Genomic DNA, 14,696 nt, shown 5'->3' with positions numbered 1-14,696 from the left:
CCCTGCTTTTAGAAGAACCCGAGTTTGCTTTCGGCGTAGCTGACCAGCAGATTCTTGGTCTGCTGATAGTGGTTCAGCATCATCGCGTGATTTTCACGGCCGATGCCGGACTGCTTGTAGCCACCGAAGGCTGCGTGCGCCGGATAGGCGTGATAGCAGTTGGTCCAGACCCGACCTGCCTTGATCGCCCGGCCCATGCGATATGCCGTATTGCCATCGCGCGACCACACGCCTGCGCCCAGGCCGTACAAGGTGTCGTTGGCCAGTTCCAAGGCGTCTTCGGCGTTCTTGAAGGTGGTGACCGACACCACCGGGCCGAAGATTTCTTCCTGGAACACGCGCATCTTGTTGTGGCCCTTGAAGACCGTGGGCTGCACGTAGTAGCCACCGGCCAGATCGCCGTCGAACTTCGCCTGCGCGCCGCCCGCCAGCACTTCTGCGCCTTCCTGGCGACCGATATCCATATAGGACAGGATCTTTTCCAGCTGCTCGGTAGATGCCTGGGCACCGATCATGGTGTCGGCATCGAGCGGGTTGCCTTGCTTGATGGCGGCCACGCGTTTCAGGGCGCGTTCCATGAACTTGTCATAGATGGATTCCTGAATCAGTGCGCGGCTGGGGCAGGTGCAGACCTCGCCTTGGTTCAGCGCGAACATCACGAAGCCTTCGATGGCCTTGTCGAAGAAAGCATCATCTTTCGAGGCCACGTCTTCGAAGAAGATGTTGGGCGACTTGCCGCCCAGTTCCAGCGTGACGGGGATGATGTTCTGCGATGCGTACTGCATGATCAGGCGACCGGTGGTGGTTTCACCGGTGAACGCGATCTTGGCAATACGGCGGCTGGATGCCAGCGGTTTGCCTGCTTCCAGGCCAAAGCCGTTGACGATGTTCAGCACACCCGGAGGCAGGATGTCGGCCAGCAGTTCGGCCAGCACCAGGATTGATACGGGCGTTTGTTCCGCAGGCTTCAGCACGATGCAGTTGCCGGCCGCCAGCGCGGGCGCGATCTTCCACGTTGCCATCAGCAGCGGGAAGTTCCAGGGGATGATCTGGCCGACCACGCCCAGCGGTTCCTGGAAGTGATAGGCCACCGTGTCGTTGTCGATCTGCGAGATGCCGCCTTCCTGGGCGCGGATGACGCCTGCAAAGTAGCGGAAATGGTCAACGGCCAACGGCAGGTCGGCTGCACGGGTTTCGCGGATGGGTTTGCCGTTGTCCCAGGTTTCGACCGTGGCCAGCAGTTCCAGGTTTTCTTCGATCACATCCGCAATGCGGTTCAGTATGCGAGACCGCTCGGCCACCGAGGTGGCTCCCCACTTGGGCGCGGCGGCGTGGGCGGCATCCAGCGCAAGCTCAATGTCCTTGTCGCTGGACCGTGCCACTTGTGCAAGCAAAGCACCGGTCACCGGCGTGACCTTGTCGAAGTAACGGCCTTCCACGGGCGCTTGCCAGCGACCGTTGATGAAGTTGTCGTAGCGGGCTTTCAGATGGATGGGTGTGCCGTATTTGTCCGGCGTGACTTGTGTTTTGCTATCCATGCTCTGCTCCTGTTCGGTTCTGGGGTAAGTCCGATTCGGGGTGATTCCACGCAGAGCAATAGAGCGAAATCCATGCCGGGTCGCCTTGTGCTGCGGTGCAATCAGGGGATATTGCTGCTGTGATGGGAAAGCAGCGAAAAACCTGCGGCAGCGCAGCAGATGTGCGGGTCCAGGCTGATTGATCGGCGTGCCAAAAAAGCCGATGATCGTTCGCTGAAGTGTGTCAGCCACCGCTGTTGCTGTGTCAGGTGTGCCACGTGGTGTGTCAAAGCACGGGCTATGGCACGTGACTCGCGGTTAGGGTGCTGCCATCCATGACCAGCACTGACAGGCTTGCTGACATTTAGCAGGTCGCTTCGACCCACGCGCTGAAAGCTGTGTCACACCTGTTCCACTGATGCCATGGATAGCTGGTCAACCTGAACCGGATGACACAGTTGGCACGACAACAAGATCGGTGCCCCGAGCACCGGCCATCGCAGGAGAAGCCATGTCCCATCGCTCCCCCGGCAGGTCTGCAAGCGCGTCCGCGATCACGCCCGCACTCACGTCAGCCTTTACGCCCACACCTGCGCCCGCAAGCAAATTCACAGGCAATTCCGCAGGCCCGTCCACGGCCGCCCACGCCAGCACCCGCGCTGCCCCTGGCCTGCGACACACCGCGCGCACAGCAAGCACCTTCATGCACGATGCCATTGTCGGATCGTGGCACCGCTGCCGAAGCGCTGGTCTGGATACCGAAACGCGGCCTGATCCCAGTCTGCTGACGCACGGCGAACTGAGCATCAGGCAGGAAGCCGCCGGCGACATGCTGCGCAGTGCCCGCCCGCTGCTGCAATCGCTATACGCGCAGGTGGCAACGGCCGGACAGGTGGCGGTGCTGTGTGATGCCGAAGGGATGATCCTGGCCTCTTTGGGAAATGCGGCTTTTTTGCGCGACGCCGAGCGCCTGGCGTTGCGGCCGGGTGCCTGCTGGAGCGAAGTTGCGCGTGGCACCAATGCGATCGGGACGGGTATTGCCACGGGCGCTGCGGTGCGGGTGCACGGCAACGAACACTTCATTCGTCGTCACCATCGCTTGTCTTGCTCGGCTGCGCCCTTCCACTACGCAGATGGCAGTCTGGCCGGCTTGATCGACGTGTCTGGCCCGCCCGAGCGCGCGCCCGACGACCTGCTGAACCGGGTCTGCGAGACCAGTGCCATTATCGAGCAGCAGCTGTTTCTGGCAGCTTGGCCCAATGCGCACATCATTGCGCTGCATGCTGACCCGGCTCGGCTGGGCATGCCGGATGCGCAGTTGCTGGCGGTCGACCGGGATGGGGTGATTCTGGGGATCAGCCAGCTTAGGGAGGCGCAATCGCCGTTGGCTGCGCAAGCCCTGGCGCAATGGTGCCAAGACGGCTTGGGACGCTTGGTGGACAGCTTGCAACGCGGGCGTTCGCCGCAGCGATTGGCGGAGGCACGAGTGCATGCGCAGTTGCTGCGGCCGGCGATTGAACGTGGGGCTTACGGTCAGCACGCGTCGACAAGTGGGTCAGGCGCGTGGGGGGTGGCAGGTCGGACGTCTGAAGTACGGACATCTGAAGCACAGACAGCAGATCCGCAGGGATCAAACCAAAGATCAGGTGGCGGCTCGGATTGGCTGAACAACCCTTCTTCATCTGCACGTGGTCTTGATCAGCAAGATACAACGGCTCAGCCAGCGTCATCGACCGCGCACTCGGCCGATGAAGCAGCCCGTTCCTCTACTGCAATCAGCCCGGCTCTGCCGTCCTCACAAGCAACCTCACCCACTCCCCTGCCCGGCCTGAGCCAGCGGCTGCTCGACACAGCGCAGCGGTTGCTGGCTGCGGACATACCGGTGCTGCTGCACGGCGAAACAGGGACCGGCAAGGACGTGCTTGCGCATTGGTTGCATGACCACGGCCCCTTGGCCGCACGTCCCTTTGTGGCCATCAACTGCGCTGCGATTCCGGAAAGCCTGATTGAAGCTGAACTGTTCGGCTACGAAGAAGGTGCGTTCACGGGCGCGCGCCGCAAGGGCATGCCGGGCCGGCTCGTGGAAGCCGACGGCGGCATTCTGTTTCTGGACGAGATTGGGGACATGCCGCTTGCAATGCAGACCCGACTGCTGCGCGTATTGCAAGACCGCGTGGTCCAACCCCTGGGCGGCGGGCGGCCGCGCCAGGCCAATTTCCGGCTGATCTGCGCAACCCACCGCGACCTGCCTGCGCTGGTGGCAGCGGGCAGCTTCCGGGAGGACTTGTTCTATCGGATCAACCACTATCCCTTGACCCTGCCGCCCTTGCGCGAGCGGCCGGGCTTGGCCGACATCATCGACGCAGTCGCAAGACGGCACCATGCCCATGAGCGAAACATTCTGCTGTCACCGCCGCTACGGCAAGCCTTCCTGCATTACGCGTGGCCGGGCAATCTGCGCCAGCTGGACAACCTGGTGGCGACCTTGCTGGCCTTGTGTGATGACGGTGGCACGATCCATATCGAAGACCTGCCGGTGGCATTGTTTGCCGAGATGCGCGGTGGCGCGATGGCTCCGCTCGTTTATGAGGAAGAAAGCGGGAAAATCGGCGAAGAAACGGGCAGCCAAACAGCCGCAAATACAACCAAGCCGACACGCGGAAAATCGCTCGGGGCAATGCGCTCGGACCAGACCACGTCAACTGCCGCGCAGTCTGACGACCGGGAACCAGACTGCGATGACCTCATCCGCCAGCACGGCGGCGCAAGCGCAGCCGCACGTGCCATGGGGCTTAGCCGCAGCACCTTTTACCGACGACTTCGGGCGCAGCGCGCCGAAAACAATCCGTCGAGTGGTCATTGATAATGCCCACGCCCTGCATCCACGCGTAAACGATGGTTGGCCCGACGAACTTGAAGCCCCGGCGTTTCATCTCTTTGGACGCAGCTTCCGACACGGGCGACAAGGTCAGCCGTGGCCCGCCTTCGGTGGTGATGACTTTGCCGTCGGTGAACGACCAGCAGAAGTCGCTGAAGTTTTCGCCGTGCGCCTGCATGTCCAGATAGATCTGTGCGCCACGAATTGTGGCTTCGATCTTTGCACGTGCACGGACAATGCCTGCGTCGCCCATCAGACGTTCGATGTCTGCCTCGTCAAACTTGGCCACCTTGACGGGATCGAAGCCTGCGAATGCCTTGCGAAACGCCTCGCGCTTGCGCAGCACCACAATCCACGACAGCCCCGCTTGGAAACCTTCCAGCATCAGCATTTCCCAAAGCATGCGGGAATCGTGCAGCGGCACGCCCCACTCTTCGTCGTGATAGGACTGCATCAAGGGATCGTTACCGACCCAGGCACAGCGGGTCGGAATGTGCGAGATATGCATGATGAAACGCGTAAAAATGAATTCGGGGGCTTGCCAGCAAGCCCCCGAATTTTACTTCCGCACTCATTACCGGTGCGCCAGGTATGCGCTACTTCTGCACCCTGACCTCAGCCAATCACTTCTGCACAATCGAAGAACCGATCGACGAACCCGGCACCGATACGCCCTTCACCACCGTCATCGCAGACGCGATCAGCGAGCCTACATCGCCCAGGTTGGCGGGCAGGATCAAGGTGTTGTTGGTCTTGGCCAGGTTGCTGAAGGCATCCACATAACGTTCGGCCACCTTCAGGTTCACGGCCTCGATACCACCAGGTGCGCGCACGGCTTCACCCACTTGCGTGATGGCGCTGGCGGTAGCCTCGGCAATGGCCAGCACGGCGGCTGCTTCACCCTTGGCCTGATTGATCTGCGCCTGCATTTCACCTTCCGAGCGCGCAATCGATGCTTCCCGTTCACCGGTTGCAATATTGATCTGCTCTTGGCGACGACCTTCCGACGCTGCGATCAGCGCGCGCTTTCCACGTTCAGCCGTGATCTGCGCCTGCATGGCGTGCAGAATTTCGTTCGGGGGCGTCAAATCCTTGATCTCGTAGCGCAAGACCTTCACACCCCAGTTCAGCGCGGCTTCATCCAGCGCCGACACGATACTGTGATTGATGAACTCGCGTTCTTCGAAGGTCTTGTCCAGTTCCATCTTGCCGATGACCGAACGCAGCGTGGTCTGCGACAACTGCGTAATCGCCACGATGTAATTCGATGAGCCGTAAGACGCGCGCATCGCGTCAGTCACCTGGAAGTACAGCACGCCGTCGACTTGCAGCTGTGTGTTGTCCTTGGTGATACACACCTGGCTGGGCACATCCAGCGGGATTTCTTTCAGCGAGTGCTTGTAGGCCACGCGTTCGATGAAGGGAATCACAAAACCCGCGCCGGGCGACAGGACCCGGTCAAACTTGCCCAGGCGCTCTACCACCCACGCGTTTTGCTGCGGCACGATTGCGATCGCCTTGAAGACGATCAAGACGGCGAGGACTACAAAAAAGATCAATACGATCGAAAAGACGTCCAGAATCATCGGCCTGCCCTATTTAAGAAAAGTCGTCGGCGTTCTGCCTGCAGGCGGAACGGGGTTTCTGCAATGTCTCGGCTGCCAGTGGCAGCGCGTGCCAGCGGTATTACGTGTGGGTTTCGTGCGCGGGGGTATTCAAGCTCGTATGCGGCGTTACCAGGAACTGACTGCCGCGAACTTCAACGATTCGATGCAAACCAGGGGCCTGCGGCACGTTGGGCACAAGTTTGACTTCCCATTGCGCACCGCGATGACGCGCGCGAGAAGTGCCGTCGTCGCGCCAGGCATCTATATGAATAACCTGACCGATATCGAGATTGACGTTTACGTCACGACGGTCATCCGTGCTGCGCACTTTGCGCAATACGCCTGCCCGGCGCAGCACCAGCACGCCCAGTATGGCGGCGACGGCGACGATTGCCATCTGCAGCGCCCAGGTCAGGCCGAACCACGCGCCCAAACCTGCCAGGCCAAAGGCCGCAGCGATGACCAACAGGTAAAACGTCCCGCTGAGTACCTCTCCGATCAAGGCCAACACCGCCAGGCCAAACCAGATCCACGACAAGCTCATCGATTCATCCTTTCGCCGCCCACGGCGTATCGACTGCCATTATCACTCACAAGATGGGCTGGCTTCACGCAGACACACCGATGCTTGCATTGACGAAGCCATCTGATGGGCTGATGGCGGTGAACGGCATCGACCCGATGTCAGGACACCGTACACTCGCGCTGCGATTAATTACCGGAACCCCGCCATGACGCACGCCTATCCTTCACGCATTGATGCATGGCTGGTGCTGGTGATTGGCGGAACGATCGGGCTGGTGGTGACGCACGGCGTTTTGCTGCTGCGGACCGCGCCGCTGGCAGCCCTGATCTCGCTAGGCGTGGCCATTTTCACAGGCGCAATCGTAGCGGTGATGACGATGCCATGCCGCTACGAACTGGAAGAAAATCATTTGCTGATTCGTTGCGGCATGATCCGCCAACGCATTGCTTATGCCGACATTACCGGCATCGCGCCGAGCCGCAGCTTGTTGTCGGCTCCGGCGCTGTCAATTCGCCGTGTGAAGATCAACTTCAGACACGGCACCCAACTGGTTTCCCCGCGCGAACGCGAGGCCTTCATCGTCGACCTGCAACAGCGGGTCGACGCGGTACGGGCTTGAATCACTAAGCTTGAATCAATACTGGATGATTGATGCCGTCGATCACTTGATGGCCACAGGGGCCAGCGCGCGCGACAGGCTGGCTTCGCCTCGGCCGTGCGTGGCGGCGTTGTAGTTGGCGATGGTGTCGGTACGTGCCGTGTTCAGCAGTTGGTTGGTGATCTGCGTGGCCGATGCCTGGGTGAACTTGCTGCCCAGAATGGCGACGTAGCCGCTGACGATCGGTGCGGCAAACGAAGTGCCCTGCAAGCGCGTTTGCGACGAATCGACACCGACCACCACGAAGTTGTTCTGCACGGACTTGTCGCTGCCGGCGAAGTTGGAATACGAAGCCAGCGATGCTTGCGACAGAATCATGTTGCTGCCATTGCGGCTGAGTGCGCCCACGAAGATAGCCGACTGGGCACCGACCAGCGCGCGGTTCAGGTAGTCGGCGTTGCCAGCGGAATTCACGCCGGTCACTGCCACGCTGTCATTGCCTGCTGCCTTCACGACTACGGCTGCGCCGGTCTTGGCGTAGGAAATCATCGAGGCTTCGCGACCGCTCCAGCCAATCTGGTTGTTGGCATAACCATTGGCGGCGTACATGCCGTAGCTGGCGTTCAACACGTTCAGGCCCTTGTTCAAGCCCACCGCGCCGGTGTTGCTGAAGTCCATGGCGCGCACGTTGGCCGACGGGGCAACCATGCTGGCTTCGAGCAGCGTGAAGTCGCCATGACGCTGGGTCTTGGTGCCGGTTCCGAAGTTGCCGGTCAGCATGCTGTTGCTGGTGTAGTCATCGATCACGGTGATCGTTGTGCCTTGACCTTTGTAGCCTTGGCTCCAGGCGCTTTTGACGTCTGAGTGCATCCACGACTGGGCAGTTTGTGCGTGCGTGGCGAAGGGGATGGCAGCGAGGGTAAGCAAACCAGCAAATGCAATGGCTTTCATGTGATTCATTCCTGTGCAGGGAAAAGGAGACTGAAGTTCAAAACTTCCAGTTGAAGGTGACGGACACTTCGTTGCGATAGAGCGGCCGTTGTCGGATCAGGTAATTCAGGGTTTCTTGCGGGGCGAGCGTGGAGGCGGCCAGGCGGCAGTTCACTTGTTGCACGCCACCAATGTCGCCGTAATCAGCGGTACAGCTTTTTTCGTTCAATGCGCCGCCCAGGATGGTCGTGGCCCGGAAGGACACCACCATGTTCGAGGCCGGTTTGATCTGTGCCACCAGGCCAAGCTTCAGGCTGGGAGCAATCTTGTATTTCTGCGCTTGTTCGCCGGTACTCAGGCCGTAGATCAGGCCGACATTGTCGGTCAGCTGCGTCATCCAGCTTGCGCCGACATCTACCCACTTCGTGTCGTACCAGCGGTTCATGTTCACCTGGTCACCGCCCGCCAGCTGATAACCGCCGTTGCGCAGGTTCGCCGCGTTGCGCGACAGGTAAGAACCTTGGCGCAGTTCGATCAGGTGCGTGGCTTGCCGGAACGACGCGCCTTCGAACCAGGATGTTTCCAGTTCCAGTGCAGAGGCAGACGACGCAAACATCAGCGAACAGACGGTGAACAGACAGAGACGATTCATCGGACACAAGGTAGTGAGGCACGCCGCCAGCAGGCGAGCCAGAGATTATCGAAGGGGTAAAAACAAGAACGCGGACTAGGCAACGAATCAGAAGTCAATCATTACGAACAAAAGATAGTTTCGATTTTGTCGGCGTCAGATTTCGTCAGGTAAGGATACGGCCGAGTTGGTTTCGTGGATGCGAAGCCCAGAAAATATTTTTCTCTACCGATGATTCGGCACAACAATAAGGGTAAGCCCCCGATCTATCTGACGATTCATGACATCCTCTCCGGGAACTCCATATACCTGCTACGAAAAATTATTATTGTTTTTCTGATCGCAGCCTAGGCAAATATTTGAATATTATGAATTACTGATCACCCATAATGTTCAGAACAAAAAAATGCGCCAATTGGCGCATTTTTATTCATTCATATTGATGAGTTTTTTGATTTCGATAGTTTGAAATAAAAGATGGCCGAGTTTACGGCCGTGAGATGTCGGCGATGCGGTACTCAAGCGCTAAACGCTTGCCGCGACCGCCACAAAGGCATGCAGCGCCGGCACAACTTGCGCGCCCTCTCCTATTGCCCCGCCAATACGTTTGACGGAACCGCAGCGCACATCCCCAACCGCGAACACGCCGGGCACAGACGATTCCAGCATTGCGGGTGCGGGGTTCGTCTCTGAGGCAACGCCCGTGACGACAAAGCCCGACTTGTCCAGAACAACGCCGCAATCGGCCAGCCAGTCGGTTTCGGGATCGGCCCCGACGAAGAGGAACACATTGGCGGTGGGTAGCCGATGTTCCGTGCCACTACCCCGTTCGCGCCAATGAGCCGCAATCAGATGGCCGTCGGCATCTCCTTCCAGGGCAACGATATCGCCATTGGCGATCAATTCGATATTTGGCGTGGCGGCAATACGGTCGATCAGGTAGCGGGACATGGTGGCCACCAAGGACTCGCGCCGAATCATGATGCGCACTTTGGCGACGTGCGCAGCCAAGTAAACCGCCGCCTGCCCGGCAGAATTGCCGCCGCCCACCAGCACCACGTCCTGATCGGCGCAGATTTTCGCCTCGATAGGCGATGCCCAGTACCAGACCCCTCGCCCTTCGAAGGTGGACAGTTGCGCAATGTCTGGCCGACGGTAACGGGCACCGGTTGCCACCACCACGGTCCTGGCTCGTATTTGGCTCCCCGCTTCGCCCTTGATCAACAGATCGCCGTCTTTACGTGAACAATCCAGGTGCTTGATCTGGGTGGGGATGCGCATTTTCACGCCGAACTTTTGTGCTTGAACAAAAGCGCGGGCAGTCAGCGCCTGACCGGTAATGCCCGTTGGAAAGCCAAAGTAGTTCTCAATACGGGCACTGGCTCCTGCCTGGCCGCCGAACGATCGTCCGTCCAGCACGATGACCGACAGCCCTTCCGACCCTGCATACACCGCCGTGGCCAGTCCGGCGGGGCCGGCCCCCACGATGGCCACGTCGTACACCTTGTCTTCGTCGGGCAAGTCGAGCATGCCCAAGTGGGTGGCCAACGTGTTTTCGGCGGGATTGCACAAGATGGTGCCGTCTGGGCAGACCACCAAAGGCAGTTCTTCCTGTGATGGTGAGTGTGCGTCCAGCATGGCTTTGGCGCGTGCGTCAGACGCGGGGTCCAGCACCCGATGCGGCAAGGTATTGCGGGTCAGAAAGCCCCGGATGCGTGTCATGTTGCTGGAGCCGCCCGGGCCGATCAGCAAAGGGCCGCCGATGCCGCGTTCGATCAGCATGACCCGACGCAGAATCAGTGCCCGCATGATGCGTTCGCCCAGGCTGGCGTCAATAACAACCAGTTCACGCAGGCAGCCTGGCGTAAGCAAGCGCGTTCTGACCTCGCCTTGAGCAATGGCGTCCACCAAGGCCCGGTTGCCCGACAACTGGCCGATTTCACCCAGAAACTGGCCTGGCCCGGCTTCGTACATGGGTTCGCTGGCACCCAGGCCATCGCGCTGGCACAGCGTCACGTGTCCGGACAGGATCAGGAAAAGGCCATCGCCCGTCTGCCCTGAGTGGAACAGGCGGGAATCTTTCTCGTAATTTCGCAGCGAGCCGAATGCCGCAGTGCGCTCGATATCGTGTGCGCCCAGAATCGGAAACGCGTCTGCCATTCGCGGATGTGCCATGGTCAATCCTCAACCAGCGTGGATCGCCATCGATCCTCAACGGATCATCGTCTGGAACGGGCGGCGGAACCAGCCCCCAAAAGGACTGCTCGGTGGTAGAGCGTTGCTGAAGCGTTGGCGCTGATCAGCGACAGTTCTTTATTGAAGACAGCACCGCAGGTTCAACAATCAGCAAGCACCTACAGACAGCATCCCATGCAGGCCAAGTCTTGGTTGAGCAGATTCGACGGATATCCCCCCAGACGCCCGAAGCCAAAGGCCGCAATCAGGTTTTCAGCCGCAGCCCAGGCGGCTTCTTCCTCGCCCAACGCGGGCGTGTTGGTGGCAATCACCCCCGCTTGAGTCAGTATGCCCAGATTCAGATGCAGGTGCGCCGGCCCCACGCTGCACACGGCGCGCAGCAAGGGCAGTTTCGACAGCAGTTCGGCATCCACACACAGGCGCTCGTCGATCAACAAGGCTGATGCACCGTCAAACGCCGTGTCGGCACAGGACACATCAAAAAATCGGTCGAGTCGCGCGTGCACGGCGGGCGGCAGTGCCCATGTGCACACCACGCGATGCCGCGCCAAGGTCAAACCACCCATACCACCCGCTCGCATCGTCGTGGCCTCAAGCGGCCAGCGCTGCAGGCGCGGCAGCGGACATGGCGGGTTGACCGGCACCCAACAAGGCGCGACCGCGAATCATGTCGGCAGCCATTTCCGCAATCATGATCACCGGGGCGTTGATGTTGCCAGTGGTCAGATCGGGCATGACCGAAGCATCAACCACTCGCAGCCCGTCGATGCCAAAGACACGCAGGTGTCCGTCCACCACCGCACGTGGATCACCCGCGGCACCCATGCGGCAGGTGCCGGCCGGGTGATGCACGGTGATCGCCGTCTTGCGGATGAAGGCATCGATCTCGGCGTCAGTGTTCAATGTCGGCCCCGGGGCGATTTCGGCCCCAATAAAGGGAGACAGCGCGGGTTGCTGCGCAATCTCGCGGATCATGCGGATGGCGCTGCGCAGCGCTTTCCAGTCGTAATCCGTTGCCAGAAAGTTCTGATGAATGCGCGGCGCGGCGGCCGGATCGGTGGACCGCAGGCTGACCGAGCCTCGGCTTTCCGGGTGCAGCAGCACCGTGCGGCATGCGAATCCGTCCGGGAAGGGTTGGCGAAACGGCTTCAGGTAGGGCCAAGCACCCAAGGGCGCGGCGGTCAGCAGCATCTGCAGATCAGGCGTGCTGATGTCCGGACTGCTTTTCAAAAACCCGACCAGACCGCCCGGCACGTCGGCGGCAAAACCTTTACCAGTGGTATAGGCGCGGATCAGTTCGCGGCCAATGCGGTCGACCCGCATCATGCGGTGGAACGGCCCGGTTTCCTTGCGGCGATACATCACGATGGCGGACACGTGATCTTGCAGATTGCGGCCCACCATCGGCGCGGCAAGCTTGACGTCAATGCCGTGCATGGCCAGTTGCGCAGGGTCGCCAATGCCCGACAGCATCATCAGCTGCGGGGTGTTGATCACGCCACCTGACAACAACACTTCGCGCTCGGCGCGGGCAACTCGGCGTTCACCGTCTTGCTGATACTCGATGCCCACTGCCCGTCCGCCCTCGAGCACGATGCGGGTGCTGAGTGCATTTACCTTCACCGTCAGGCCGGGGCGCGACAAGACCGGGCGCAGATAGGCAGTGGCGGTGCTGGAGCGGCGGCCATTGCGGATGCTCATCTGCAGCTGGCTGAAGCCTTCCTGCCGCGCACCGTTGTAGTCCTCGGTCCAAGCGTGGCCAGCAGCCATGGCGGCCGTGCGATACGCGCCGATCAGCGGGTCTTGATACTTGCAGCGCTGCACGCCGATGGGGCCGGAACCACCACGCCAGCTGTCTTCACCACCTTCCCAGGTTTCCTGCTTGCGGAAATACGGCAAGACTTTGTCGAAGCTCCAGTCGGGCAGGCCGAAGGATGCCCAGCGATCGAAGTCGGACCGATGGCCGCGCACGTAGGCCATGGCGTTGGTGGACGATGACCCGCCCACCACCTTGCCACGCGCGCATTCCACCGCACGGCCGCCCACGTTGTCTTCTGGTTCGGCGAAGTACATCCAGTCGTGCAGGCGCTTTTGCAGAATCTTGCCCCAGCCCAGCGGAATGTGAATCCATGGGTCACGGTCCCAGCCACCGGCTTCCAGCAGCAATACCCGCACTCCGGCATCCTCCGAAAGGCGATTGGCCAGCGTGCATCCGGCCGACCCCGCGCCAACGATGATGTAGTCGTATGTCTCTTGCTTGTTCATGGCGCAGTCCGTCTGGTCAAAGTCGGTATCAGCGCGCCACGCGGCGCAGGCTGATGTGGATGTTCTTTTCCTGCGTGAACGACAGCATCTCGCCCAGGCACTCTTCGCGCCCGATGCCAGACTGCTTCACCCCGCCAAACGGCGCGCCCAAAAAGTGTTTGCCCACCTCGTTGACCCACACAAACCCGGCCTGCACGCGTTGCGCCGTGCGGTGGGCTTTTTCCAGGTCATTGGTCCAGATGGAACACGTCAGGCCATAGTCCACGCTGTTGACCAAGTCCAGCATCGCCGCCTCATCGGACCAGCGCATGATGGCCAGCACCGGACCGAAGATTTCTTCCTGGGCGATGCGCATAGCTGGCGTGACATCGGCAAACACGGTGGGTTCGATGAAGAACCCATCACACAAGGCCGGGTTGGCAGGCGGCCCACCGCCGTACACCAATCTTGCCCCTTCATCCTTGGCCGACTGGATGAAGCCCATGATTCGCTCGTGCTGGGCCTTGCTGATGATGGCCCCCATGGTGGTGGCCGCGTCGGTCGGGTCGCCCGGCACGTAAGCCGCGCAGCGCGCCACTACCCGCGTAATTACTTCGTCGTAGATGTCGTCGTGTACCAGGGCACGGCTGGTGGAGCCACAGGACTGCCCGCACCAGGTGAAGTTCATGCCCGCCACGATGCCGGCCGCCACCTCGTCGGGATCGACATCGGGATAGGCAATCAACGGGTTCTTGCCACCGAGTTCCAGCAGCACGGGTTTCAGGCGCTCTGCCGCTTGGCGCATTACCGCTCGACCGGTCTGCACGCTGCCCACCAGTCCGACCATGGCGACGTCACGATGTGCGACCAGCGCGCTGCCCACTTCCACCCCGCCGGGCAGCACCGACACGACGCCGGGCGGCAACATGCCGCCGATGATTTCGGCCAGACGCAGCGCAGACAAGGGAGCCTGCTCGGGTGGTTTGATGATGATGGTGTTGCCAGCGGCCAGCGGCGCAGCCATCTTGCCGGCGGCAAACAGGAAGGGATGGTTGAAGGCCACGATGCGCGCCACCACGCCCACCGGTTCACGCACCGAGAAGTTGACGGCGTTCGGGCCCATGGGGATCGATGCACCTTTCATCTCGGTAACCAGGCCCGCGAAGAACTCGAACAAGGCTGCCGCGATCATCACGTCGGCACCCATCTCTGCAACCGGGTTGCCGCAATCGGCAGCGTCCAGCAAAGCCAGGGGTTTGGCGTGTTTGCGCAGTTCCATGGCAACTGCACGAAGCTGGCGGGCGCGCTCCAGGGGCGCTACATCGCGCCATGCCAGAAACGCCTGCCGGGATGCGGCGACTGCGGCATCCACGTCTGCTGCCCCACCCACGGCCACGCGGCCCAAGCGCGCCCCGTTGCCGGGGTTGAACACGTCCGCATAGTCGCCCGACAGCGGCGCATGCCACGCGCCGCCGTAGAACAGATCGGTGTGCGTGGGCATGACACTGTCCACGCTATGGCCGACATCTGCGTCCAGTGAGGTCACTGTCATGGCTGCCCCTTGCAAAC

12 protein-coding genes are annotated in these 14,696 nt (G+C 60.9%); 2 read left to right on the top strand and 10 right to left on the bottom strand.

Translation table 11 applies throughout. From position 1 onward, the window contains the following. Positions 1 to 8 precede the first annotated feature (8 nt). Entirely contained in the window at positions 9 to 1,538 is a 1,530-nt protein-coding gene (gene adh / locus FXN63_RS11030) for an aldehyde dehydrogenase (RefSeq protein WP_148814780.1), read from the bottom strand. Between the two features lie 490 nt (positions 1,539 to 2,028). Between adh and FXN63_RS11025 the strand changes: the two genes are divergently transcribed. After that, positions 2,029 to 4,380: a sigma-54-dependent Fis family transcriptional regulator gene (locus tag FXN63_RS11025; RefSeq protein ID WP_222864035.1), complete on the top strand. Its 2,352-nt coding sequence runs from the start codon at positions 2,029 to 2,031 to the stop codon at positions 4,378 to 4,380. Here FXN63_RS11025 and FXN63_RS11020 read toward each other — a convergent pair. From FXN63_RS11020 to FXN63_RS11010, 3 genes are all read right to left on the bottom strand, one after another. Then, positions 4,310 to 4,903, bottom strand: a complete 594-nt coding sequence (locus FXN63_RS11020; RefSeq protein WP_148814776.1) for a DNA-3-methyladenine glycosylase I — start codon at positions 4,901 to 4,903, stop codon at positions 4,310 to 4,312. The genes FXN63_RS11025 and FXN63_RS11020 overlap by 71 nt on opposite strands. A gap of 115 nt (positions 4,904 to 5,018) precedes the next feature. Beyond that, positions 5,019 to 5,981, bottom strand: coding sequence for an SPFH domain-containing protein (locus FXN63_RS11015; protein WP_425468695.1), 963 nt, complete (start codon positions 5,979 to 5,981; stop codon positions 5,019 to 5,021). Positions 5,982 to 6,081: 100 nt separating this feature from the next. Beyond that, positions 6,082 to 6,546 (bottom strand): NfeD family protein, encoded by a 465-nt coding sequence (locus tag FXN63_RS11010; protein WP_148814774.1) that lies wholly within the window; start codon positions 6,544 to 6,546, stop codon positions 6,082 to 6,084. Between the two features lie 187 nt (positions 6,547 to 6,733). Here FXN63_RS11010 and FXN63_RS11005 point away from each other — a divergent pair, with 187 nt between their 5' ends. Further along, positions 6,734 to 7,147, top strand: coding sequence for a PH domain-containing protein (locus tag FXN63_RS11005; RefSeq protein WP_148814772.1), 414 nt, complete (start codon positions 6,734 to 6,736; stop codon positions 7,145 to 7,147). Between the two features lie 42 nt (positions 7,148 to 7,189). Here the strand turns inward: FXN63_RS11005 and FXN63_RS11000 are convergent, their stop codons facing one another. From FXN63_RS11000 to FXN63_RS10975, 6 genes are all read right to left on the bottom strand, one after another. Then, positions 7,190 to 8,077: a S8 family serine peptidase gene (locus FXN63_RS11000; RefSeq protein WP_222864034.1), complete on the bottom strand. Its 888-nt coding sequence runs from the start codon at positions 8,075 to 8,077 to the stop codon at positions 7,190 to 7,192. Positions 8,078 to 8,114: 37 nt separating this feature from the next. Then, positions 8,115 to 8,708 carry a hypothetical protein gene (locus tag FXN63_RS10995; protein ID WP_148814768.1) on the bottom strand — a complete coding sequence of 198 codons (594 nt, stop codon included), beginning with the start codon at positions 8,706 to 8,708 and terminating at the stop codon, positions 8,115 to 8,117. Between the two features lie 504 nt (positions 8,709 to 9,212). Next, a complete protein-coding gene (locus tag FXN63_RS10990) occupies positions 9,213 to 10,862 on the bottom strand; it encodes an FAD-dependent oxidoreductase (RefSeq protein ID WP_148814766.1) in 1,650 nt (549 codons plus the stop codon). Positions 10,863 to 11,041: 179 nt separating this feature from the next. Further along, on the bottom strand, positions 11,042 to 11,464 hold the full coding sequence (locus FXN63_RS10985; RefSeq protein ID WP_148814764.1) for a Rossmann-fold NAD(P)-binding domain-containing protein: 423 nt from the start codon (positions 11,462 to 11,464) through the stop codon (positions 11,042 to 11,044). Between the two features lie 10 nt (positions 11,465 to 11,474). After that, positions 11,475 to 13,148, bottom strand: coding sequence for a GMC family oxidoreductase (locus FXN63_RS10980; protein WP_148814762.1), 1,674 nt, complete (start codon positions 13,146 to 13,148; stop codon positions 11,475 to 11,477). Between the two features lie 28 nt (positions 13,149 to 13,176). Continuing rightward, positions 13,177 to 14,679, bottom strand: coding sequence for an aldehyde dehydrogenase family protein (locus tag FXN63_RS10975; protein ID WP_148814760.1), 1,503 nt, complete (start codon positions 14,677 to 14,679; stop codon positions 13,177 to 13,179). Between the last annotated feature and the right edge of the window lie 17 nt (positions 14,680 to 14,696).

It is taken from the genome of Pigmentiphaga aceris, assembly GCF_008119665.1.
GTDB lineage: Bacteria > Pseudomonadota > Gammaproteobacteria > Burkholderiales > Burkholderiaceae_B > Pigmentiphaga > Pigmentiphaga aceris.
Note: the sequence above shows the minus strand (reverse complement) of the source record. Positions and strands in the feature narration are given on the sequence as shown.

What these genes read in the sequence shown, in the direction of transcription:
- adh (WP_148814780.1), bottom strand. Translation starts at nt 1,538, where the DNA reads ATGGATAGCAAAACACAAGTCACGCCGGACAAATACGGCACACCCATC.
- FXN63_RS11025 (WP_222864035.1), top strand. Translation starts at nt 2,029, where the DNA reads ATGTCCCATCGCTCCCCCGGCAGGTCTGCAAGCGCGTCCGCGATCACG.
- FXN63_RS11020 (WP_148814776.1), bottom strand. Translation starts at nt 4,903, where the DNA reads ATGCATATCTCGCACATTCCGACCCGCTGTGCCTGGGTCGGTAACGAT.
- FXN63_RS11015 (WP_425468695.1), bottom strand. Translation starts at nt 5,981, where the DNA reads ATGATTCTGGACGTCTTTTCGATCGTATTGATCTTTTTTGTAGTCCTC.
- FXN63_RS11010 (WP_148814774.1), bottom strand. Translation starts at nt 6,546, where the DNA reads ATGAGCTTGTCGTGGATCTGGTTTGGCCTGGCGGTGTTGGCCTTGATC.
- FXN63_RS11005 (WP_148814772.1), top strand. Translation starts at nt 6,734, where the DNA reads ATGACGCACGCCTATCCTTCACGCATTGATGCATGGCTGGTGCTGGTG.
- FXN63_RS11000 (WP_222864034.1), bottom strand. Translation starts at nt 8,077, where the DNA reads ATGAAAGCCATTGCATTTGCTGGTTTGCTTACCCTCGCTGCCATCCCC.
- FXN63_RS10995 (WP_148814768.1), bottom strand. Translation starts at nt 8,708, where the DNA reads ATGAATCGTCTCTGTCTGTTCACCGTCTGTTCGCTGATGTTTGCGTCG.
- FXN63_RS10990 (WP_148814766.1), bottom strand. Translation starts at nt 10,862, where the DNA reads ATGGCACATCCGCGAATGGCAGACGCGTTTCCGATTCTGGGCGCACAC.
- FXN63_RS10985 (WP_148814764.1), bottom strand. Translation starts at nt 11,464, where the DNA reads ATGCGAGCGGGTGGTATGGGTGGTTTGACCTTGGCGCGGCATCGCGTG.
- FXN63_RS10980 (WP_148814762.1), bottom strand. Translation starts at nt 13,148, where the DNA reads ATGAACAAGCAAGAGACATACGACTACATCATCGTTGGCGCGGGGTCG.
- FXN63_RS10975 (WP_148814760.1), bottom strand. Translation starts at nt 14,679, where the DNA reads ATGACAGTGACCTCACTGGACGCAGATGTCGGCCATAGCGTGGACAGT.